This window comes from Koromonas humicola, from assembly GCF_059726255.1.
On the sequence record NZ_AP040873.1, the window covers coordinates 1952271 to 1975267 of the forward strand.

Below are 22997 nucleotides of genomic sequence, written 5' to 3' on the forward strand. Positions count from 1 at the left end.
ATTTGCGGAGGCAGCAGTCAGGCCCGGCGGCGAGCGCGAGAACAAGGCCCGAATTTGAGAACCGGGCGCAAGGAGTACACAGTTGCTGAAACTGAAAAAGCTTCAGATCCTGGGCTTTAAGTCCTTTTGCGATCGCACCGAGTTGAGGTTCCCCGGTGACGGCATCGCGGCCATCGTTGGTCCCAACGGTTGCGGTAAATCGAACATTTCGGACGCGATTAGCTGGGTTCTCGGCGAACAGAGCGCCAAGAGCCTGCGCGGCGCGCACATGACGGACGTCATTTTCGCCGGTACGCGTGAGCGCAAGCCTACGGGCATGGCCGAAGTGACTCTGCATCTGGTCGATCCGCACGTGTACGAAGGCAAAATTGATGCGCCAGTAATCGACATTCAGGACGACATGCCTGAAGACTGGGACGAGGCCACGCTCCGCGCACAGCGCGAGCGCGATGTTGAGGAATACACCGAAGAGGTGCGCCCCGGCCAAACCGACGAAATCGAGATCCCGGCAGCAACTGCGTCTGGCAACGATCTTTCCGCCGCCACCCCTGGCACTGCACTCGCAGACGTCCAGGGGGTTTCTCCGTCACCTTCCGCAGGCGATGGAGCTTCCTCTGTGTCTCCGGAGGCTTCGGCTTCCGGGGACCAAGGTGGTGAGACTTCGGCGGGCGGCACGCAAGTGGTGCTGAAGATTCGGCGTCGTAAGTTCAAGACCACGTTCAAAAAGGGCGAGATCGCTGTAACGCGCCGCCTGTTCCGCAGCGGAGAAAGCGAATACCTGCTGAATGGGAAACTCTGCCGCTTGCGCGATATTCAGGATATCTTTATGGGCACCGGCCTTGGTCCCGAGTCATACGCCTTGATTGAGCAGGGACGCATTGGGCAGATTCTGAGTTCGAAGCCAACTGACCGTAGAAACATCATCGAAGAAGCCGCAGGCATTACGAAATTCAAGACGCGAAAGCGCCTTGCAGAAGCACGTTTGGCAGATGCGAAGCAGAACCTCGCGCGTATCAATGACATCTTCGACGAAGTTACGCGGCAGATGAATTCGCTGAAGCGGCAAGCTGCGAAAGCGGAACGCTATGCCAAGCTGCGCGACGAAATGCGCGTCCAACTGCGGATTGTGCTTGCGAGCCGTTTCACGGAGCTTGAGTCTCAGGCCAAGAAGCTTGACGAAGAACTGAACCAGCTCACGGAAGAATTGCATACCCGCAGCGAAGCTGTTCAGGCGATGGATGCCGAGTTTGCGGAACGTACACAACACGGCTACGCGATCGATTCCGAAGCAAAGAAAACTCGCGAGCGACTGAATCAAGTCGGCTTGGAGATGGAGCGAGCCACCGCTCGCCGTCGCAATAACGAAGAACGCTGTGCCGAACTTACTGCGCGTGCCGCTGCTGCCGAAGCTGAGGCAAGCAGTTCGAGCGCGCAGTTGAAGCGTCTTGAGGACGAACTCGCGGCCAATCAGCAGGTGCTCGAAAGTGCTGCTGCAGACGTGGCCAACGCGCAGCAGGAACGTAATCAGCGCCAGACGGAGTCACAACAGGCTGCGCAACGCTTGATGGAAGTAGAGCGCAATCAAGAGCAGCAACGCCGTCAGATGCTCGACGCCATCAACGCCGCATCCGCCGTTCGTAACCGCATCACTCAGGCCGAGGAGCGCATCGCTGCACTGGAGCGCGAGACCGAGCGACTGCAACAGGAATTGAGTTCCGCCAATCAGCAGGTGGAGTCCTTCGGCGGACAGCGCGGACAGATCAGCCTGGAGTTTGAATCGGCGACGGAGCGCTCGAAAGCGATCACAGCACGGCTCACCGAGACGAGGGCGCAGATCTCGCAGAAGCGAACTGAAGAGGTCGAGGCTAAAAGACAGATGGACTCGATGCGGTCGGAATCGGCCAAACTGCAGGGCCGTCGCGCATCGCTCGAAGCCGTCATCAAGGAGCATGGCTTCTCGACGGAATCGGTTCGTAAGCTTCTCCGCTCAGGCCAACTAAACGGAGATAACACTCCAGTAGGAGTACTCGCCGACTTCATCGAAGTTGAAGACAAGTACGAAGGAGTTGTGGACGAGTTCTTGCGCGACGAGTTGAACTTCATCGTCGTGAAGTCCTGGAATGCAGCGAATGAAGGATTGAACCTCCTGCGCAGTGACGTCGAAGGACGAGCCACGTTCCTTGTTCACCCTGACGATTCGCAAGCGAAATTCAGTTTCGTGTTCGACGAGAGCATGCGGCGACACCTCCGCGAAGATCGCGTTATTCCGCTAAAGGATTGCATTCGAGTGCCCGAGAACTTCGGCAGTTCCCTCGAAGTGATCCTGCCGAAGCTCGGCAATGGATACATCGTGCCGGATGCTGAAACTGGCCGCGCGTTGGCGCTTGAAAATCCCGATGCGTTCTATCTGTCGCTGACGGGCGAATGCTTCCACAACGTGACCGTTACCGGAGGCAAGAAACTCGCTGAAGGTCCGCTGCAGATGAAGCGCGAACTGCGCGAAGTGCAGCATCAGATTGAGGCTCTCGGACGTTCTCTCTCGGCACAAGAGAACAAGGTTGCTGTGCTCGGAAGCGAAATCCAAGCGCTTACTTCCCTGCTGGACCAGTTGGAAGCCGAACGCAGAGATTCTGAGCAGAAGGTGATGACTAGCGGTCACAGCCTGCGTCAACTGGAAAGCGAGATGGCACGGGTGCGCGATCGCATGTCGGGCTACGAGCGCGAACTGCAGCGCTTGTCGGGTGAGCGCCAGAGCCGCGAAGCTTTCATCGACGAACGCCAAGCGGAACTCGAGCAGCAGGAGAACAAGCGTCTGCAACTCGAAGCTCAAATGAGCGCGGCGCAGGCAAACGTAGCAGAATTGCGCCAGGCACGCGACGCCGCCGCCCAGTCTGCGAGCGAAGTCATGGCCCGCGTGGCTGGACTAGAGGAACGCCGCCGCGCCGCCGCAGCATCGCTGGCGAGAATCCAGTCGATGGTCGCGGAAGTAAATCAGCGAGTAAATTCCCTACAGTCGCAGATGGAAGGCGCAGCCGCAGAGAAAGCTCAGCGCGAGCAAGAGAACGAGTTGCTTGCATCGAAGCTGGTTGAATGGCAAAGCGAGCGCGAACAGGCAGAAGCACGTGAAAAGGCATTGGCTCTTGAGAGCGAAGAGGTTCGGGCGCGACTTGCAGCGATTGAACTTGAATTGAAATCCGCTCGTGAAGTGCTCGATCAAGTACGCGATCGTCGCGGAGAGTTGAGCGCGCAGGCAGCTAAGACAGGCAGTGACATTGAGCACCTGGTAGAGACTTGCGTGCAGGAGTTGAGCCAGACTCGTGACGAGTTGTTAGCTGACGAATCGCTCGTCTATCAGACAGGCGAAGAGTTGGTGGCGACAGATGCGAAGTATCGCGAGATGCGCGCGAGGCTGGAGGGAATGGGGCCGGTGAACATGATGGCTCTCGAGGAATACACCGAGACCGCTCAGCGTCACGAGTTCCTTGAGACCCAGCGCAAAGACTTGCTTGAGTCCATCGAGAATACACACAACACAATCAAGGAAATCGAGGAGATTTCGCGCGGCAAGTTTAACGAAGCCTTCGCAATCATCAACGAGAACTTCACGCGGACCTTCAAAAAGCTATTTGGAGGCGGTGAGGCTTGGATGAAGTTGACGGATGAGGAGAACACGGCCGAGAGCGGAATCGATATCGTGGCCTCGCCTCCGGGTAAGAAACTGCAGAACGTGTTGCTGCTTTCTGGCGGAGAGAAGGCGCTTACCGCTCTATCCCTGCTCGTCGGAATCTTCCAGTTTGCGCCTGCGCCATTCTGCATCCTGGACGAAGTCGATGCACCTCTCGATGAAGCTAACGTAACGCGCTTCGGAGAACTGGTGCGCGAGATGAGCCTCGAAACACAGTTCATCGTCATTACGCACCACAAGAAGACGATGAGCATGGCCCCAGTGATGTATGGCGTAACGATGCAGGAACCGGGCGTATCACGCATCGTAAGCGTGCGCTTCGGAGCCGAGCAAGAGCAACCACAAGCCGCCACTGCTTAGAAATGCGAACTGGCGCTCAGCTTTGAGCGCCAGTTTCTCCCTCCTCACGCGGCCCGTTACCATCAATCGGTTGCGTCAAAGCCGTGAAATGTGATTCAGGAGTTTCCGCGTTCGCAAGTTTTATCTCCCAATCGTGATGCGCGCTGAAGCCCGCGTGTTTACTGGCTTTGAGAACTTTAATTTGGAGCGCGCCGTCTCCTAACTCCTTCACAAATCGACGACTGAAAAGCTGCATTGACAAAATCGGCTCACTGTTTAGAATCGTTTCTCGAATCGTTCGAAACCACCGTGACTACCAAACCTAGCGACAATATTCTTCTTCGGACCGACTTCCCTGACCTTGAACTTCATGCCAGCGGAAAGGTTCGCGACGTGTATCGTGTCGACAACGAGCACTTGCTCTTCGTTGCCACGGACCGGATCTCTGCATTTGATTACGTCCTTGCTTCGGGCATTCCCGAGAAAGGACGAGTACTGACACAGCTCTCGTTGTTCTGGTTTGATTTCCTGAAGGACGTTGTACCCAACCACCTGGTGACGGCCAATGTTGATCAGTATCCGGAACCGCTGAAGAAGTACGAGCGCGAGTTGCGGGGCCGATCAATGCTAGTTGTACGCGCGGATATGTATCCGGTGGAGTGTGTCGTTCGCGGATACTTGGTCGGCTCAGGTTGGAAAGAATATCAGCAGACTGGTGCTGTGTGCGGCATTCAGCTCCCCAGGGGTTTGCGCGAGAGCGATAAGCTTCCAGAGCCGATCTTTACGCCAGCGACTAAAGCCGCAAGCGGGCACGACGAAAACATCTCGTTCGACGAAATGGTGAAGCATGTCGGCTCTGCTGATAGCGAGTCGTTGCGCACCCTGAGTCTCGCGATTTACAAGAAGGCCGCGGACTACGCCGCAACGAAAGGCATCATCATCGCTGACACGAAGTTTGAGTTTGGCCAGACCTCAAGCGGAATCATTTTAGCGGATGAGGTCCTGACTCCTGATTCTTCGCGGTTCTGGCCCGCGGATAGTTACGCGCCCGGCAAGGCGCAGTTCAGCTACGACAAGCAATACGTGCGCGACTACCTAGAACAGATTCGCTGGGAGAAAAAGCCGCCAGCTCCGGCCCTACCGGAAGAAGTGCAAAAGAACACAAGCGCGAAATACGTGGAAGCCTATCGGCGACTTACGGGGAAAGAACTTCCCCGAGGCTGAACGTCATGAACGGCTTGGACTGGCTGATTGCTGGGATCCTGGTGCTATCGGCAGTCCATGCCGCAGCGCAGGGATTTGTATTTGAACTGTTTTCGCTGGTCGGCACAGTGTTCGGTTACATTGTGGCAGCTTGGGAATATCCAGTTGCGGCGAAGTACATTGCCCCATACGTCAAGAGCGACGTAGTCGCAAGCGGCGCGGGGTTCTTGTTGATCTTTATTGCAATTATCATCCTCGCCGGAGTCGCTGGACGGATTGCGCGATGGGCCACAAAGAGTGTGGGACTTCGCTGGTTTGACCGCCTGCTCGGTGCAGCCTTCGGATTCCTCCGGGGGGCTCTGGTAGTGATGGTGCTGGTAATGGTGATGGCGAGTTTCTTACCGACTTCTACCGCCTTGGCCAAATCCAGCTTCGCGCAATATTTTCTGGTCGCAGGGCGGGCGGCGATCTATGCCGGTCCTGGGGACTTCAAAACTAGATTTCGTGATGGCCTGAAAACGCTGGATCAAAAACACGATAGCTCCGGTGCGACAGGACATCAAAAGGTCGATGTGCTTTAACGACCACAGATTTATAAGACGTAGTCAGGCTTGGGTTAGCCCGAGCAATTCATACTTTATTAGATTTTAGGAAAGAGAGGCCCTCGGTGAAGGACCAACTTGAGGCTCTTATATCGCAGATGTACCAGAGCGGCATCCTCTACTCAGAGGCTGTGCGTGAGTTCAGAAAGCGGTTCATCCTTACAGTGCTGGAGCAGAACAATGGCAACCAATGTAAGGCGGCTAAACAGCTAGGCATGCATCGCAATACATTGAGTCGCACCATCGCAGAGCTGGAATTGGATGTGCGCGCTGTACGCGCGGGCGCACGGCGTCCTCCGAAGAGCGAACGCCCCCTCGCAATGGAAAAGAAAGTCGCACGCTAGCAAACATCACCAACCCAGCAACGCACCGATAAGGGCCGCCCTCGAGCGGCCCGATGCTTTTGCAAGCAATTTGCTTTGGGCGGACAAAAAAGGGACGACGAGTAAATCGCCGTCCCTTACTGAGACAAAAATCCGCTTATCGCGTTTTCCGTGCACCTGCAGCTGGCTTCTTTGTCGTAGTGCCAGCTTCAGGCAAGCCCTTCAGAACCTCTCCGTTCGTGAAGGTGAGGTTGAAAGCGTCGCCTTGAGCGGTGTATTCGCTTGGAACGCCCTGCACAACGACCTGAGTGCCCGGCTTCGGCACACGTGCTGCTGGCAATGGTTCTTTCAAGGTGAGAGTTATGTCAGCTTTCTTGGCCTCGATGTCATCCGCACTCCCGGCCAGTCTCAACGAGTCACGTCCGCCCTCAACGACAGCCGCAACGAGTTGCACCGGCTTACCCTTGATTGCCGTCCAAACCTGCTGGCTGGCTTGCTGATTGCCGCTGGTCAAAATGAACTGCCACTCGGCAAAGGACAGCTTCTCGGGGGTGCTCTTCTTCAGCATGTCGGCTGCTTGATCGGCAGGAGACGGCGCGGGAGCCACTGTGAACCCCGAGGGGATCGTAGTGTCGTTCTTCGCGGTGCTCAGCAATTCGTCAAAACCAGCGTCTCCACCGTGATAACGAGCATACTGACTCTTCGCGTAGGCGAGCAGCTGCTGGTTTCCGGAGACGGCCGCAGCTCTGGCGATCCAGAACAGGCCATCGACCACAGGCGGCTTCGGCGTGAGATAGGAGAGCGCGAGCAGGTAGATGCTGTTTACATCATTTGGCTGCGCGGCTACGACTTCCTTCAAGTTCTGCTGAGCGGTCGGGTAATCCTTCGCCTGAAGAGCGGCATGTCCGACCGAACCGAGATAGATCACGCGGAACGAATTCTTCATCTGGTTCCACTGATCATCGTTGTAACCTTCAGGCTTTTTTGCAGTTTCCAGAGCCTGCAAACCACGTTTGCCAAGTTCTCCGGCTTCCTGCAAAGCGGTGGCCGCATCCGGTCCGCCTGCCTGAGCCTGTGCGCGATCCAAGTAGCTGAGCAGCGCAAGGGCTGTCAGGTTATTAGGATTCACCTGTAGCAGGCGCTGCGCGGTCGCCTTGATCTGCGGAGCATTATTGAGTTGCTGATAGGTTTTGAGGAGAAGTTCCAGGCCATCTTCCTTCATCACTGAATTTGGATAGGTCTGGAGATAGCTCTCCATCATCTGAGCTTTCTGTGTCGGGTCAGTAGCGTTGACCGCAGCAACATAAGCGTTGTACTCGTTCGGGTCCTGAATGACTTTCTTCTGCTGCTCTCCTGGGGCGGGCGCTCCCGGCGCAGGTTGCTGCTGTCCCGCAGGGGCGGCCTGCGCTTGCACTGCCACGCTGGCGGCAGCAAGCAACAACACAATAAGGGACTTCTTCATTCTCTTGCTCCTTAAGAACTATGCGGAATCTGCGACATAACCACGACAGCCGCTCCGTAAGATGTACAAACGGACGCTGCCGGATACAACAGAAGGCGGTATTCGAATCAGCGAACTAGCGCATTGCGCTGAGAACGCGATTATAGGGACGCACAGGCAGTTAAGGCAAGTATCCTAGCAGCATATAGTTCCCGAACAAGAACAGCCTGGATGCAGGTGCCAGAATTTCTGAATGCGTCATCGCAAATGCCACCTAGAATCCTAGTTTCTGATAACAGAATTCTTCAAGAGGGAGATACATGAAACACTTAGATTCCTCACCAGTTGCCGTCATAACCGGAGGCAGCCGAGGCATCGGGGCATCCATCGCAGCAAAGCTTGCAGAATTGGGCTTCGCGACCATTATCCTCGGTCGAGATCGCGAGCGGCTCAAGGCTGTGTCGAAAGCGATCTCGGATAAGGGCGGCGTCTGCACAGCAAAGGTCTGTGATCTTGAAAACGAAATAGAGGTAGCGCAGGTCGCAAACGAGATCGAGACCCAGAGCGGGTCAGCAGAGGTTCTGGTCAACTGTGCGGGAATTGGCCTTACCGGCAGAAAGCTGCTCGACTGCACGGCAGAAGACTGGAACCGGATTATGAATACCAACCTGCGAGGAGTGTTCTTTGCAGTGAAGGCCTTCGCTCCCGGGATGATAAAACTCGGACGCGGGCACATTATCAACATCTCGTCGATCGCAGGGAGGAATCCTCTGCCGAATGCGGCGATTTATGCGGCGAGCAAATGGGGTTTGAACGGGTTGACCTATTCCCTGGCTGAGGAACTGCGGGCCAGCAACATCCGGGTGAGCGTGGTGTCTCCCGGATCGGTGAATACCGAGTTCTCGGAGCACACGGGACGAGACGTTGAGAGAATGCTTACTCCAGCCGATGTCGCCCATGCTGTCGCCACGATCGTGACCCAGCGGCCCCAATCATTCATCAGCGAAATTGTCCTTCGTCCGACGCAGAAACCGTAGAACACAAGAGAAAGGCCGCCCCGAAAGGCGGCCTCTATTGCGACTGCTGCGACTGCAAACTGTTTATTCACCGTATCCAGTATGAGATTCCACTACGACCTTGCCGCGGAACATGCGATACAGGAACACGAAATACCCGAGCGCGATCACAATGCCGACGAGCCACCAACGTAGCCCGACCTGCAGCGCGTAGGTAGCAGTGATCGAGTTCTGGACTGTCAGGTTGTACTGCGGATCCACGCCGGGCAGGATAACCGGGTAGAGCGAGTACACGGCCCCGACCAGCATGAAGGCCAGATATAGCGCACCCGAGACAAAGGCAGCGACTTCCTTGCCCTGCTTCTGGAAGACGATCACCCCTACCAAGCTGGCGAAAACCAGCACTGGAATGGCGTATCCGATCGGCAATGCGTTGTAATTCGCGAGCAGGTTGGGATGAATTGAAAGCGTCGCGACCAAGCTCAGAAGCGTAAGCACGATCAGAACCGGAGTTAGCAGGAGAGAAGTCTTGCGTGCTCGCTGGTTCAGGGCGCCATCGGTCTTTACGACCAGGTAGTTGGCACCATGCATCGCAAGCGCAACCAGCGCTACTACGCCAGAAAGCACCGTGTACCAATCTAGAACTCCAGGGTTCGCACCTACGCGCCAGTTGGTCCACAATGGCAGGAAGAAGTAGTGATCCGGCCCAAGAGGCAAACCGCGCACTACATTTCCCAACGCTGCTCCGTAGAAAATGGCGAGCAGCAGACTGCCAATCGAAAACACTGCGTCGAAAAAGCTGGCCCAAATGCTGTCTTCGATATGCGTGCGGAACTCAAGTCCGATAGCGCGCATCATCAGCAACCAAAGCACCATCATCAGAGGCAGATAGAAGCCGCTGAAACTCGATGCATAAAGTTGCGGGAAGACAAAGTAAAGCACGCCGCCCGTTGCCAGCAACCAAACCTCATTGCCATCCCACACAGGACCGATGGAACGCATAATTTTCCTGCGCTCTTCGTCAGTACGTCCGAGAATTAGGTGAAGCGCACCAGCCCCGATGTCAAAGCCGTCCAGGATGACGTAGCAGGTGAGCATTACGGAGATAATCGCAAACCAGAGAAATCCCATATTAGTTCCTCCCCGCAAGAGCGGCTTTTCCGCTCACAACGCGAGCGGGTTCAACAGCCTCCACATGCTCCGGCCCGTGCGCGAGTTCCCTTTGCACCAGAAATAGGAACAAAATCGCCAGCAGGGTGTACATGCCCAGGAATCCGAGCAAGGTGAACCAAACGTTGGAGGCCGACACAGTCTTCGAGAAGCCGTCGATCGTGCGCATCAGTCCGTAGACGAGGTATGGCTGGCGGCCAATCTCCGCCGTCATCCAACCAGCGGTGTTGGCGATGAAAGGCAGCGGGAAACTAAGCATGACCACCCACAGCAACCATTTCGTCTCGTGCAATTTCTTGCGCCACAACTGAATACCGGAGATCGCCATGATGGCCATGAAAATCGTGCCCAGGCCGACCATGATGTGGTACGCGTAATACAGCAACGGGATGCTGGTTGGCCATTCCGATTCGGGGAATGCGCTCAGACCGCTAACCTTCGCGTTCCAATCGCGGCTCACGAGGAAGCTGAGCGCCTTGGGAACGACTAGCGGATTATCGATTGTCTTCTTGTCAACGTTTGGTTGGCCAAGAATGACGAGGTCCGCAGTCTTCGTGTCGAAGTGAGCTTCCATCGCGGCAAGCGAAGCAGGCTGATACGCGGCCAAGTTGCGTCCTTGACCGTCGCCCGTGGGACCGATCACGAGCAGAGAGGAAACGATTCCCGAGATCACGCCGACCTTCAGAAATATCTTGCCCTGCTCAACGTATTTCGAGCTGAGCACGTAATAGGCACCCACGGCGGCCATTACGAATGCGCCAGTGACGGCAGCTCCCGCCATGTTGTGCGCATATTGCCAGATAGCCCAGGGGTTCAGAACAAGTCCCCAGAAGCTGGTCAGCGTCACAGCCCCATCAGCGGTCGTGCGATAAGCCACTGGATGCTGCATCCAAGCATCGGTGGCAACGATGAAGTAACCCGAGAGCCACGAACCTAGAAACACCGCTACGCCCGTCCACCAGTGAGCCATCTTGCTCAGGCGCTTTTCTCCGAACAGGAAAAGACCAAGGAAGGCAGACTCAAGAAAGAAAGCAAAAGTGCCTTCCATCGCGAGCGTCTGTCCAATAACGCCACCAGCGTATTTCGAGAAATGGGACCAATTGGTGCCGAATTGGAATTCCATCGGGATGCCAGTGACGACACCGAACACGAAACTGATTCCAAAGATCTTGGCCCAGAAGCGCGCTGCCTTGTTAAACCGCTCATCGTCCTTCCAAACGCCGATGGTCTTAAGCGCCACAACCAAGGGAGCCAAGCCCATCGTTAACTGCGGAAAGAGATAATGAAACGTAACCGTAAACGCAAAATGTAATCGATGTATCAATACGGCGGAGTCCATAGTCCACCCCATCTAGATTTCGGAATTTGAGTTCTGTGTTAACGCGTACGACGCCACCTCGCAAGATGACCGCGTGCGCGTGTTGCATTTCGGTTTCGGCGAGAGGTCATCAACACACGTCATAGTAGTGCTTGCGCAGTCGATGACTCGTGACAGTTCTGCCCCGGACTCACAAAGTGTCCGAGCGGAACTCATTTCAGAGATTTTTGCTTCTTGTAGAACAGCAAGCATTGCCGCTTGGGCACGAACCCAAACGTTGTGCGCTGCACACTTGCTCTGACGTCGGCATGACGTTCCAGAGGTGACGCAAACATTCAGCGCAATAGGTCCATCGATGCACTCAACTACATCGAGCATCGAAGCTTGAATTCCACGAGGCAAAAGCGAGAATCCACCTTCCACCCCACGCCTGGTCTGAATCATTCCTGCACGAGCAAGTGATTGAAGGATTTTGGAGAGGAAGCTCTCGGGAGCATCGGCAGCTTGCGCGAGAAGCTTCTTAGAAACAATGGCACCCTCTGGCTGAGAGGCCAGGTGAATCATCACGCGAACTGCATAATCGGCGGCACGGGTTAGTTGCATAGGTTATGACGACAAACTGGACCCATTCAGTCCGGTTTGAACAATAGGGGTTGTGAACTGCTTTTTCGGTGACTCACCTCTCATGTCACTGTGACTTCTGTCACATCCGGGGTTCACTGGTACGGCACGCTCCCCAGTTCTGACTGAAAACTCTGGCCTTACACACGCAACAACGACGTATGAATCCTGTTGAGGTGCAGTTCCCTTTCGGGTGGGAGAGGCTCAGGTAGTGATGTACAACCTGTCTTTATTCCCTCGAATCTCTGCTTGAGCGAGGTCCTGTCTTGCTTCGCTGAGGTATTTCGTGACGCGGCGTGTTTTAGTGTTCTGCTGTTTCCTTGCCATTCTCTTCCCGGTGGCGGCATTCGCCGTTTCTTTTGCCCAAACTCAACTGGCGACGGGTCGCGGCCCCATGAGATTGGTGCGCGCCGATTTCAACAATGACGGCGTGGCAGACCTGGCAACTGCCAACAGCGACGGCTCTGTTACGGTCCTATTGGGCAACGGGGATGGGACATTCCGTCGAATTGACACAAATGCTGGGACTCACCTCACTGATCTAGCGGTGGCTGACTTCAATCGTGACGGAAAGCCAGACCTCGTTGTGCTGAATCACCCGACCAACAACACTTCGCAGGTCATACTTCTGCTCGGAAACGGCGATGGTACGTTCCGTGTTCAACCAGCGCTCTCCGGCGCTGGTACAAACCCCACTGCTATCGCGACCGGTGACATGGATCGCGACGGGAATCCTGACATTGTGACCCTCTGGGCTACAACGGAAACGAATAGTGGAGGAAATACAGTTGCAAACAATCACCTCACGTTGCTTTACGGCAATGGAGCCGGAGGGTTTGTTCGCGCACAGACACTCAATCATATCGGGCACGTGCCGGAATCCTATGAAGCGGGCTATTTCGTGACCAGCATTGCGGTAGGGGACCTGAATGGCGATAACCGCGCGGATATCGCGTTTACTGAGTGTTGTGGCGGAAGCGACGTGGAACTCGGAGCATACGGGTACGTCCGAAACAATGGTGGAGGCTCGTTTCAGAATGTCGATCTAGGAATCTTCACCATTGCCAACCAGTTGACTCTGGCCGATGTGAACCAGGATGGGTATCTGGACTACCTGCTGCCGTTCTCGGGATGCCACACTCCCTGCTACGGCACGAACGTCATCTACAACCCCGGGCACGGGACACCGCGCAGCATAGGTCTGCCGGATGCCTACCCTCAGCCAGCTGATTACTCCGTACCGTTTTCCGCAGCCGCGGCAGACTTCAACAACGACGGGCTGAAGGATGTAGTGGTGAGCGCCACAGCGTCTCCCTTCGCTGCTCCGTATGACTGGTATGGAGTCTCGATTACAACCCAGAACGCGAATGGCACATTCAACACGCCAACTGCGGTGATGTCTACACCCGGTTCACTGTTTTCGCTGGTCACGGGCGATTTCAACAAAGATGGCCGGATGGATTTCGCTGCCGTCGATCACCTCGGGTACGTGTATCTGTTTCTGAACACAACTTCGGGAATCCCTACGTGTTCCCTGCCGTCGAGTTCTATAGTTCACGTCTGTGCACCCACGGCTGGAAGTACAGTTACGAACCCAGTGAGGATTCTCGCGACACCACGGTCAACAACGGCAATCAGTGGCATGAAGGTGTACGTGGATTCAAGTTCGGCGTTTACAACCGGAGACGACCGAATCAGCACGCTGCTCACCTTGCCATTAGGCACTCATAAGCTGACGACCAAGGCATGGAACCAATCTGGCCCATTCAGTAGCAGTTTCACTATCACTGTTGCCGCCCCGACGTGCACAGCCACGGTGAATCGGACAGTCCACATTTGCTCGCCTACGAATGGCAACACGGTGAGCAATCCGGTGACAGTATCAGCGGCCGCCCTTTCCACGAGCCTGAAAGCGTTGCAGGTGTACATCGACGGCGTGCTGCGAACAAGCGTGAGCACTTCGAAGATCTACAAGCAGTACACGCTGGCGACCGGTATCCATAAGATCGTTGTGAAGGGCTGGGACAACAATGGCGCGTTCAGCAGTTCAGTGAGCATTACAGTGCGCTGAAGTGGGTGGTTGTTTGGCGAACGGGACATGCTGCCTGATAACTGCTTTGGCATAGGAGTGTTCGGTTTACACTGTTAATGTGAATGCTGAGATCGTAGCTGTTGGCTCCGAGATGTTGACGCCATTTCGTCAGGACACAAATTCCCTGTTTCTGACGAGACGCCTCAATGAGCTTGGAGTGGAAGTCACTTTCAAGACGATTGTTGGCGATCGTCCAGAACATCTGCTGAACGCCTGCCGTATTGCTCTGTCGAGAGCTCAGATTGTGCTTTTTTCCGGTGGCCTTGGGCCTACCGAGGATGACCTCACGCGCGAGTGCGTCGCAGAGGCTTTGGGCCGCGAACTGCGACGCGATCACGAGATGGTAGCGGCGCTTTATGCCCGTGCTGCCAGCTTGCGAATGAGGATCGCTGAGAACAACGTCAAGCAGGCCGACTACATTCAGGGAGCGGAACTTCTAAAGAATCCACGCGGGAGTGCTCCCGGTCAGTGGATCGATACTAGCTACGAGGGGCAGCGTCGCATCGTGATCCTGCTTCCCGGTCCGCCGTTTGAGCTCGAAGGTATGTTCAACGATCACTGCTTCGAGCGCCTGAAGCTTGTGCTGCCTGAGGAGCACCTTGCGACCTGTGAGTTGAAACTCGCTATGGTGGCGGAATCCACCGCCGATCAACGCGCGGCGAAAATCTACAAGCAATTTCCGGACATTCAAACGACGATTCTGGCTAAGGCTGGCGAGGTGCAGTTCCATTTGAAGGCACGGGCTACAAGCCAAGAGGAGGCGGAAGCAAAGGTTGAGAAACTCGCTTCGCTGCTCGAAGACGAGTTTGCCGATGAAGTCTTCTCATCCGGCGGCGAATCGCTCGAACAAATTGTGGGATATTTTCTGCAAATGCGGGGAGCGACCGTGTCGGTGGCCGAGAGTTGTACTGGCGGACTGCTCGGAGAACGGCTCACACGCGTGAGCGGATCATCACGCTATTTTCTTGGCGGAGCTCTCGTTTATGCTGATCAGTTAAAGCGCGAGTTCTGTAATGTTCCGCCACTCCTTCTGGCGAGTGATGGAGCCGTCAGCCGTTCTGTGGCAGCCGCGCTTGCCGAGGGTATTCGTCACCGCTGCAACACCACACTTGGTATCGGCATAACGGGGATTGCTGGGCCCACGGGCGGCACACCGGAAAAACCTGTTGGCCTTGTGTTCATTGCTTTAGCTGATGGCAAACACACCGATGTGGTCGAGCGCAGATTCCCCGGCGACCGCGAGCGGATTCGCTGGTACGCCACCCAATTGTCACTCGACATGCTGCGCCGTAAGCTCAGGTAACTATGCGCCTCTTTGTTGCATTGGACATCGATGAGGACATTCAGCAAAGGCTGGATGATTACGTGCGCACGCTACAACCCCGCCTGCCAGCAGTTCGCTTTGTGAAGAGCAGCAATTATCACATCACGCTGAAGTTCTTGGGCGAGGTCCCATCGGCGGGTCCTATCGTGGAGCGCTTACATACTGTGCAGGCTCGTCAGTTCCAGGTACGACTTGCCGAGGTAGGTTTCTTTCCGAACTCGCGAGCACCGCGCATTTTCTGGGCCGGTATTCATTCGCCCGAAATCGCAGGACTGGCGCGTTCGGTAAATGAATCATTGGAAGCGGTTGGATTCACTCCGGAGCGAGAGTTTTCTCCGCATCTGACGCTGGCGCGCACCGGGTCGGGCCGGCCACGCCCAATACATGGAGAGCGCCCTTCGGAAGTATTTGCACAGCTCTCCAAAATTGTGTCATCGAGTCCCACGCCAGAGTTCGGTACAATGACGGCGCGCGAATTCTTTTTATATGAAAGCAAGTTGTCGCCTGCCGGCGCGAGCTATCGCAAGCTTGAACGCTTCCCGCTGGCCGGGTAAGCGACTTGTGGTGGATGTGAGATGAACACTTCAACTCTGATCGCCGTGGCTGTCTGCTCGTATCTCCTCGGCTCTATTCCCTTCGGCTACATTCTTGTGCGCGTGTTTCAGGGCATTGATGTGCGGTCGATCGGCAGCGGCAACATCGGCGCGACCAACGTAGCCAGAACAGGCGGTAAAGGACTGGCGATCGCGACACTTGTTCTCGATGCCTTCAAGGGCTGGCTGCCAGTCTTCCTGGTGCAAGTTCTGCCGCTCAACACCTCTGGCCCTGCACAACTTCACACGCTCGCGGCCTTTGCGGCGTTGATGGCGGTGATCGGACACATGTTCACCGTTTGGCTCAGCTTCAAAGGTGGAAAGGGTGTAGCTACCGGTCTTGGCGTGTTCCTAGCTGTTGCGCCGAAGGCTGTTCTAATCTCATTGATCCTGTTCCTCGTAATCGTCGCCTTCACCCGCTACGTTTCTCTGGGTTCTATTCTGGCGGCAGCAACTTTTCCTGTTGCATTGTGGTGGCTCCAGCGAGACGAGTTCCCGGGACCGGCATTGGCCATGTGTGCAGCGGTCGCATTACTGGTTATAGTTCGTCACCACCAAAACATCGGACGACTTCTGGCAGGCACTGAAAGTCGCTTCGGAGCAAGAAAGGCATAGTCTTCAATGGCAAGAATTGCAGTAATTGGTGCGGGTGCGTGGGGCACAGCGCTTTCAATTGCACTCGCGCGTGGTGGCGTTCATCGGGTAAAGCTTTGGGCATATGAAAAGGATGTTGTCGAGTCTATCTGCACAAAGCATGTAAACGAGCCGTTTCTAAGCGGCTGTCCGATGCCGGAGACGATCGAGCCGACCCAAATCCTGGCCGAAGCGCTCGCTGGCGCGGACATCGTCCTGAGCGTGATGCCATCTCATCATGTTCGCCGGGTTTGGCAGCAGATGAAGCCGCTGCTACGCCCAGAGATACTGCTGGTCTCGGCCACAAAGGGAATAGAGAACGATTCCCTGTTGCGCATGACAGAGGTGATCACCAACGTGCTGAGCGAAGGTGAAAACAGCTTTCATCCGCGCCTGTGCGCGTTAAGCGGACCGACCTTTGCCCGGGAAGTCGCGTCGGGCGATCCAACGACACTAACAGTCGCATCTTCTGACGGCGAACTGACAGCACTCATACAAGAGGCCTTCAGCGATTCGCAATTCCGCCTCTATCGGCATGATGATGTTGTAGGGCTTGAGTTGGGCGGAGCGGTGAAGAACGTTATTGCTCTCGCGGCGGGCGTTGTGGACGGAGTCGGTTACGGGCATAACACGCTGGCGGGCCTCATCACTCGTGGACTGGCCGAAATGACCAGACTGGCAGTTGCCTGCGGTGGACGCGCCGAAACCATGGCTGGATTGTCCGGGTTGGGCGACCTTGTGCTCACGTGCACCGGGGGCCTTTCCCGTAATCGAAGCGTTGGCTTTGAGTTAGGCCAGGGGCGCAAACTGGACGAAATCATAGCTGGCATGCACGGGATGGTCGCGGAAGGTGTCATCACCACGCGGGCCGCCATGGGACTAGCATCGTCGGTGGGTGTGGAAATGCCAATTATCGAGCAGATGAATGAGATTCTGGAGAATGGCAAGGCCCCGAGCGACGCTATACGCGACCTTATGAGTCGGCCGCTTACACAGGAAAGCGCTCTGAGCACGGTTTAACCTGAGACAATCGTTTAGCACCGCCCGCTATAATTGAGAACGTAATGATCCAGACGCTATTTGGAAGCCTACAAGAGCAGCCCGAGGAAAAGAAAACATCGTTCTTTGAACGAATGAAGCAGGCTGTGTCTCGCACCAGAGAGAACCTCTCGGATCGTATCGAGGAGGTTGTCAGTTTTGGTAAGGAAATCGACGCCGCCACTCTCGATGACCTCGAGGCGACGCTGATTTCGGCGGACCTGGGATCTGCAACCACGACAGAAGTTCTGGCAGCGATGCGTGAAAAGGTCAATCGCAAGCAGATTGGTGACGTCGCTGAACTAAAGCGGGTTTTGAAAGAGGAACTGCTTTCAATTCTCAATAGCGCTGCCGAGAGCAAGCCAAAAGTCGTCGCCGACCCCCCGGAAGTCATTCTCGTGGTCGGAGTGAATGGGGTTGGGAAAACGACCACCATTGGCAAATTGGCCAACGCACTGCGGGCACAAGGCAAGACCGTATTGCTTGCGGCAGCCGACACATTCCGCGCCGCGGCTATCGAGCAATTGGAAATTTGGGGTGACCGCACGGGCACTGAGGTGATCAAGACAAAGCCAGGCGGAGACCCCTCTGCGGTACTGTTTGACGCACTGCAAGCCGCAAAGGCACGCAAGACCGACTACGTCATAGTGGATACCGCTGGCCGCCTGCATAACAAGCTGAACCTGATGGCCGAACTCGAAAAGATGTACCGCACAGCGCAGCGGGTTATTCCGGGTGCGCCTCACGAAACTCTGCTGGTTATGGACGCCACGACCGGACAGAACGGACTGCAGCAAGCAAAAGTGTTCACCGAGGCGGCAGGCGTCACTGGAATTGTTCTGACGAAGCTGGATGGCACGGCCAAGGGTGGCGTGGTAGTCGCCATTTCACGCGAGATGAATTTGCCAGTGCGCTACGTCGGAGTTGGCGAAAAACAATCGGATCTGATTCCTTTCAACGCAGTCGACTTCGTCGATTCCCTATTCTCCTAAACGATGGCGATCTCGGCGGACGAGTTATTCCTAAAACAAGCGCTCGAACTCGCTAAACGCGGGCTCGGGCTGGCTTCTCCAAACCCGATGGTGGGCGCGATCATTGTTGACGAACGTGGTCGCATCGTGGGCAGCGGCACTCACATCTTTGCAGATCGTAAGCATGCAGAAGTGCTTGCGATTGAGCAGGCCGGTCCGCTCGCTCGCGGTAATACACTCTATCTGAACCTTGAGCCATGTTCACACGTCGGGCGTACCGGCCCTTGCGCGGACGCGGTGATCGAAGCTGGTATTGCCCGCGTGGTCTGCTGCATGGAAGATCCCAATCCCGTCGTTGCGGGTAGGGGCTTTGCCAAGCTGCGCGCCGCTGGGATTGAGGTCGAGGTTGGATTGCTCGAGGCTGAAGCGAAGCGTCTGAACGAGAGCTTCACGCAGTTCATTCGTACGGGTCTTCCTTTTGTCACGCTCAAAGCCGCGATGTCGCTCGACGGAAAAATCGCAGGCCAAAGCGAATCTGGGATGCATGTCGTCGGAGCTCCGCACAATCCGAGCTACATCACCGGCGAATCCGCACGCCGTCGCGTGCACGAAATGCGCCATACATCGGACGCCATCCTCGTGGGTGTAGGAACAGTGATCGCGGATGACCCGCTGTTGACCGATCGAAGTGGACTGCCACGGCGACGTCCGTTGCTACGTGTGATTCTCGACTCACGCTTGCGCCTTCCTTTGAGTTCACGCCTGGTTGAGACCGCGCAGGATGATGTCGTCGTGTTCTGCTCTTTTGCAGAAGAGAATAAACGACGCGCGCTCGAATCCCGCGGGGTAAGAGTCCAGCAGGTAGAAATTGAGCCTCCGGATTCGGCGAATGAGCAGTCGCCGCATGAAGGACGTCCCGATCTCCATCGCGTATTTGCGATGCTCGGGACCGAGCAGATTACAAGCATCCTGGTCGAGGGCGGCGCTGTGGTGAACTGGGCATGCCTTCGAGCAAGAGTCGTCGATAAGCTCATGTTGTTCTTCACTCCGAGAATCTTCGGCCCAGTTGGCGCCGTACCCTGGCTGGTCGGACAGAACGGGCTGCCAGAGGGGTGCGATCTGCGCTCGTCCAAGGTTAAGATTGAGCGCTTCGGAGAAGATTTCGCCATTGAGGCTTATTTACGTGATCCATATCAACCACTCCGGCCCCAGGGCTGACAGGAGCTGAATTCATGTTTACAGGGATTATCGAAGAAGTGGGACGTATCTCCCGCATTGATCAGCACGGGGAGAATCGTCGAATCGTGATTGAGGCAGCGAATGTCACCAAGGAGCTTCGCACCGGGGACAGTTGCGCCGTGAGCGGTGTCTGCCTGACAGCTCTCGACATCACGCCTACTTCCTTTGCGGCTGACCTTGCTCCCGAGACTTGGGTGCGCACTTCGTTTTCAAGAATTCACCCCGGTGCCTCGGTCAACCTGGAACTGCCACTCGCCGCAAATGCAAGGCTGGGCGGCCATATCGTTCAGGGACACGTGGACGGTGTCGGACGCTTGGAAGCACTTGAACGCATCGCCAACTCTGACGGTTATTGGCTGCACGTGCAGGTTACTGCTGACCTGGAGAAGTACCTGGTGTTCAAGGGCTCAATCGCGATTGAAGGCATCAGCCTGACGGTGGCCAAACTGGAGGGTCTGCGGTGTACGGTAGCTATCATTCCGCACACGGTGGAATGCACAAATTTAGGCACGCTGAAGCCCGGCGATCCGGTGAACATCGAAACCGACATTGTCGCGAAATATCTTGAGAAGTGGACTGCGCGGGATCGGAAATCAGAGCTCCACGCAGGAACACTGGTAGCGAAAGGCTTTTAAGCTAATAGGCTGGGGGCGGGGCCGCTGGACCATTCGGCCCTCGCCAGTAGTCCAGATCCAGCGTGTCCAATTCCAGAAACTCACGAACGATTTCGAGCTTGGATTGCGCCATCTCAGTTGGCGTGCCGAAGAAGATCACCCTGCCTTCGTGGAGGAACACGATGCGCTCGGCTATCTTGTTTGCAAGAGCCATATCGTGAGTCACCACAATACTCGTGAGCTTCAACTGGAACTTCAGCTTTTTGATCAAACTCCCTAATAAATGGGCCGTGAGCGGGTCAACCATTGTGGTCGGCTCATCGTAAAGGATCGCTTCTGGTTGCGCGGCCAGTGCGCGTGCAATCGCCACGGAGCGCTTCATCCCCGTGGACAAACCTGATGGCAACTGGTCTCGATACTCGCCTACGTTTACCATCTCAAGAAGCCCATCGACAATCTGGTAGATCTGAGACTCGTTGAGGTCACCGCGCTCTCGCAATGGGAAGGCGACATTTTCACCAACGGTGAGCGAGTCGAATAAGGCACCATTCTGGAAAACCATGGTCACCTTTTTGCGAATGCGCTCTAACTCCTTCTCGGGGTAGTCGGTGATGTCCTCATTGGCCACCCACACCCGTCCGCTATCCGGCTTTAAAAATCCCATTATGTGGTGCAAGGACACAGACTTGCCGACGCCGCTGCGCCCTAGAATGCAAACGGTTTCTCCGGCCTTCACGTCGAAACTTACATCGCGCAAAACCACTTTTTCACCGAACGCCTTGCTAACGTTGTCGAAAAGAATGTAGGGTCGGCTGTAGTCGATCTCAGTCATATCGTTGGCCTGAGTGTATCGCGGAAATGTGTTCTTTTCACCGGGTTCCTGAGCCTTGTTCCTGTTTGCGAAGTTTAGTGCAGGGCAAGAACTCAGATCATCGTGCGCGACTTCTAACGAGATCGGTGTTTATATAATCTGTAATCGTTCGGATGCAGGAGGGGCGATCTGTCCGCCGCATCGAACTGTTCAGGTAAGCCTCGCAAGACAGGAGGACTCGACAATGAGGACGAATCCGATTCGAACTTTATTTGTACCAACAGTTTTGGCCGTAGGGCTACTATTCACCGCCTGCAATAAAGCCCAGACTCGCACAGATACCCAAGTGGCGAGCGATATTCAAGGCAAGATCAACGCCGACCAGGCAATCCGGAACAAGCAGATTTCCGTCCAGGCGGCTAACGGTGTTGTCACGCTGTCAGGCTCGGTTACTAGCGAAGCGGAGCGCGGTGCTGCGGCAAACGATGCTGCGAACGTAAATGGCGTCCGCACAGTGGTGAACAATCTCACCGTACAGGCGGCGGACAACGCCGCTCCGCAGCAGCAGGGACCACTCGCGGATTCCAATCCACAGCCTACGCCCAGCCAGCCGCCCGCAGCGCAACCGGCAACCACGACGCGTGGTGTGAATGCTCGTAAGCCCAGCGCTGGGCAGCGCAACAACACCCAAAGCGCTCAGAACGGGTATGGCTCCCAGTCCGAGATGATGCGACAGCAGCCTCAGACGTCCAACTCGACGCAGTACTCGCAAAACGTTCCGCCTCCGCAGCAATCCGCACCTGTGCCCCCTCCGGCACCGGCGAGGGTTACAGTTCCTGACGGAACAGCGCTGGCGATCCGTATGCTCGACACACTCGACTCTGAGACATCCAATCCCGGCGACGCGTTCCATGCCACTTTGAACTCTCCTGTGCAGGTGGACGGTCAGACCGTGATTCCGGCCGATGCTGACGTTTTCGGACGAGTTGTTGATGTGCACGCAGCAGGACGCTTCAGAGGCTCGGGTCTGCTGACGATCGAACTGACGAAGATTACCTATAACGGACATTCGTACCAAATTCACTCAAACCAATGGTCAAAGCAGACTGAGGCGCGCGGTAAAGGCACCGCTGAGAAAGTAGGAGGCGGAGCTGCGCTGGGTGCCATCATCGGCGCAATCGCCGGCGGTGGTAAGGGTGCTGGCATCGGAGCTGCCGTCGGCGCTGGAGCCGGTGGCGTAACACAGGCCGCGATCAAGGCCGCTCAAATTAAGCTCGGGCCCGAGTCGCTGCTCACCTTCCATTTGGCACAGCCTATTACTGTGCAGCCATCGAGTAGGAACGACAGGAACGCTGGCAGACCCCGAGTCGAGTAGTTCGCAATACCCTGCCCCACTCTGCCTAGAGTGGGGCTTTTCTCGTTTGAGGACAACTGTGTCTCAAGCTTGACCTTCTCATACGGCAATGCCGAAATTCACCATATTCATTCCCGCCCTCGAAACGGAAGGCTTGGCAGCTACTCTACGGGCAGCGACCATAGCTCCCGACATTCTGGTTGTGCACAATGGCGAACCGGGTGCGCAACGCCTGTGCCTTCGGTACCGCGCTCGCGGCAAGACTCAGATTCCTGGAGTCACACTTGGTGCATACGCGATGGACGCTTTCCACAATTGGCTTCTTCTGCTGCTCCCCGGAGAGGAACTCAGTCCAGAAGCAGTGACAGCCCTGAGCGATTGGAGAAAGAGGAAAAGGGATGATTGCGCAGGGTACCTGATACGCGACGACGGACGACCGCAACTTCGGCTTGTGAATCGCTCAAAGCTGAACTGGATTGGGGAATTCCCACCCGTGCCAACCAACGCAGGAATCTTCCCCGGGAGCATCACACGCCAAACCATGCTTCGTGCAGCTTAGCGCCCCGAGCCTCTTTCGTAACTCCCGGATTCAGGTCTCCTCCCCTATAAT

At 55.9% G+C, this 22997-nt stretch carries 20 protein-coding genes; 15 read left to right on the top strand and 5 right to left on the bottom strand.

Annotated features, from left to right (window positions below):
- The first annotated feature begins 82 nt into the window (after positions 1 to 82).
- The 4 genes from smc to AC6IZD_RS08470 all read left to right on the top strand — a co-directional run bounded on the left by smc (position 83) and on the right by AC6IZD_RS08470 (position 6173).
- Complete coding sequence (gene smc, locus AC6IZD_RS08455) at positions 83 to 4045, top strand: chromosome segregation protein SMC (protein WP_497787250.1); 3963 nt, start codon at positions 83 to 85, stop codon at positions 4043 to 4045.
- Between the two features lie 288 nt (positions 4046 to 4333).
- Positions 4334 to 5248, top strand: coding sequence for a phosphoribosylaminoimidazolesuccinocarboxamide synthase (locus AC6IZD_RS08460; RefSeq protein WP_497787251.1), 915 nt, complete (start codon positions 4334 to 4336; stop codon positions 5246 to 5248).
- A 5-nt stretch (positions 5249 to 5253) separates the two neighbouring features.
- Positions 5254 to 5808, top strand: coding sequence for a CvpA family protein (locus AC6IZD_RS08465; RefSeq protein WP_497787252.1), 555 nt, complete (start codon positions 5254 to 5256; stop codon positions 5806 to 5808).
- 86 nt (positions 5809 to 5894) lie between these two features.
- Positions 5895 to 6173 (top strand): helix-turn-helix domain-containing protein, encoded by a 279-nt coding sequence (locus tag AC6IZD_RS08470; protein ID WP_497787253.1) that lies wholly within the window; start codon positions 5895 to 5897, stop codon positions 6171 to 6173.
- A 136-nt stretch (positions 6174 to 6309) separates the two neighbouring features.
- Here the strand turns inward: AC6IZD_RS08470 and AC6IZD_RS08475 are convergent, their stop codons facing one another.
- Complete coding sequence (locus AC6IZD_RS08475) at positions 6310 to 7614, bottom strand: tetratricopeptide repeat protein (protein ID WP_497787254.1); 1305 nt, start codon at positions 7612 to 7614, stop codon at positions 6310 to 6312.
- A gap of 299 nt (positions 7615 to 7913) precedes the next feature.
- Here AC6IZD_RS08475 and AC6IZD_RS08480 point away from each other — a divergent pair, with 299 nt between their 5' ends.
- Positions 7914 to 8630, top strand: a complete 717-nt coding sequence (locus AC6IZD_RS08480; RefSeq protein WP_497787255.1) for an SDR family oxidoreductase — start codon at positions 7914 to 7916, stop codon at positions 8628 to 8630.
- A gap of 63 nt (positions 8631 to 8693) precedes the next feature.
- Here the strand turns inward: AC6IZD_RS08480 and cydB are convergent, their stop codons facing one another.
- Genes cydB through AC6IZD_RS08495 form a run of 3 tightly spaced genes read right to left on the bottom strand, consistent with a single transcriptional unit; the run spans position 8694 to position 11700 of the window.
- Positions 8694 to 9740: a cytochrome d ubiquinol oxidase subunit II gene (gene cydB / locus AC6IZD_RS08485; RefSeq protein WP_497787256.1), complete on the bottom strand. Its 1047-nt coding sequence runs from the start codon at positions 9738 to 9740 to the stop codon at positions 8694 to 8696.
- A 1-nt stretch (position 9741) separates the two neighbouring features.
- On the bottom strand, positions 9742 to 11130 hold the full coding sequence (locus AC6IZD_RS08490; RefSeq protein ID WP_497787257.1) for a cytochrome ubiquinol oxidase subunit I: 1389 nt from the start codon (positions 11128 to 11130) through the stop codon (positions 9742 to 9744).
- Complete coding sequence (locus tag AC6IZD_RS08495) at positions 11131 to 11700, bottom strand: RrF2 family transcriptional regulator (RefSeq protein ID WP_497787258.1); 570 nt, start codon at positions 11698 to 11700, stop codon at positions 11131 to 11133.
- Positions 11701 to 12004: 304 nt separating this feature from the next.
- On the opposite strand from AC6IZD_RS08495, the gene AC6IZD_RS08500 reads away from it, so the two are divergent.
- The 8 genes from AC6IZD_RS08500 (at position 12005) to AC6IZD_RS08535 (ending at position 20243) form a co-directional block, all read left to right on the top strand.
- Positions 12005 to 13789: an FG-GAP repeat domain-containing protein gene (locus AC6IZD_RS08500; RefSeq protein WP_497787259.1), complete on the top strand. Its 1785-nt coding sequence runs from the start codon at positions 12005 to 12007 to the stop codon at positions 13787 to 13789.
- A gap of 79 nt (positions 13790 to 13868) precedes the next feature.
- On the top strand, positions 13869 to 15113 hold the full coding sequence (locus AC6IZD_RS08505) for a competence/damage-inducible protein A (protein WP_497787260.1): 1245 nt from the start codon (positions 13869 to 13871) through the stop codon (positions 15111 to 15113).
- A 2-nt stretch (positions 15114 to 15115) separates the two neighbouring features.
- Positions 15116 to 15688 (top strand): RNA 2',3'-cyclic phosphodiesterase, encoded by a 573-nt coding sequence (gene thpR / locus AC6IZD_RS08510; protein ID WP_497787261.1) that lies wholly within the window; start codon positions 15116 to 15118, stop codon positions 15686 to 15688.
- Positions 15689 to 15709: 21 nt separating this feature from the next.
- Positions 15710 to 16342 (top strand): glycerol-3-phosphate 1-O-acyltransferase PlsY, encoded by a 633-nt coding sequence (plsY, locus tag AC6IZD_RS08515; RefSeq protein ID WP_497787262.1) that lies wholly within the window; start codon positions 15710 to 15712, stop codon positions 16340 to 16342.
- A 6-nt stretch (positions 16343 to 16348) separates the two neighbouring features.
- The gene (locus AC6IZD_RS08520; RefSeq protein ID WP_497787263.1) at positions 16349 to 17380 is read left to right on the top strand and encodes an NAD(P)H-dependent glycerol-3-phosphate dehydrogenase; all 1032 of its coding nucleotides are present in this window, start codon (positions 16349 to 16351) and stop codon (positions 17378 to 17380) included.
- Positions 17381 to 17424: 44 nt separating this feature from the next.
- A complete protein-coding gene (gene ftsY / locus AC6IZD_RS08525) occupies positions 17425 to 18390 on the top strand; it encodes a signal recognition particle-docking protein FtsY (RefSeq protein ID WP_497787264.1) in 966 nt (321 codons plus the stop codon).
- A gap of 3 nt (positions 18391 to 18393) precedes the next feature.
- A complete protein-coding gene (ribD, locus tag AC6IZD_RS08530; RefSeq protein WP_497787265.1) occupies positions 18394 to 19587 on the top strand; it encodes a bifunctional diaminohydroxyphosphoribosylaminopyrimidine deaminase/5-amino-6-(5-phosphoribosylamino)uracil reductase RibD in 1194 nt (397 codons plus the stop codon).
- Positions 19588 to 19601: 14 nt separating this feature from the next.
- Positions 19602 to 20243: a riboflavin synthase gene (locus AC6IZD_RS08535; protein ID WP_497787266.1), complete on the top strand. Its 642-nt coding sequence runs from the start codon at positions 19602 to 19604 to the stop codon at positions 20241 to 20243.
- Position 20244: 1 nt separating this feature from the next.
- Here the strand turns inward: AC6IZD_RS08535 and AC6IZD_RS08540 are convergent, their stop codons facing one another.
- Positions 20245 to 21054 carry an ABC transporter ATP-binding protein gene (locus AC6IZD_RS08540; protein ID WP_497787267.1) on the bottom strand — a complete coding sequence of 270 codons (810 nt, stop codon included), beginning with the start codon at positions 21052 to 21054 and terminating at the stop codon, positions 20245 to 20247.
- Between the two features lie 223 nt (positions 21055 to 21277).
- Here AC6IZD_RS08540 and AC6IZD_RS08545 point away from each other — a divergent pair, with 223 nt between their 5' ends.
- Entirely contained in the window at positions 21278 to 22408 is a 1131-nt protein-coding gene (locus AC6IZD_RS08545; protein WP_497787268.1) for a BON domain-containing protein, read from the top strand.
- 88 nt (positions 22409 to 22496) lie between these two features.
- Positions 22497 to 22946, top strand: coding sequence for a hypothetical protein (locus AC6IZD_RS08550; RefSeq protein ID WP_497787269.1), 450 nt, complete (start codon positions 22497 to 22499; stop codon positions 22944 to 22946).
- Positions 22947 to 22997: the final 51 nt, after the last annotated feature.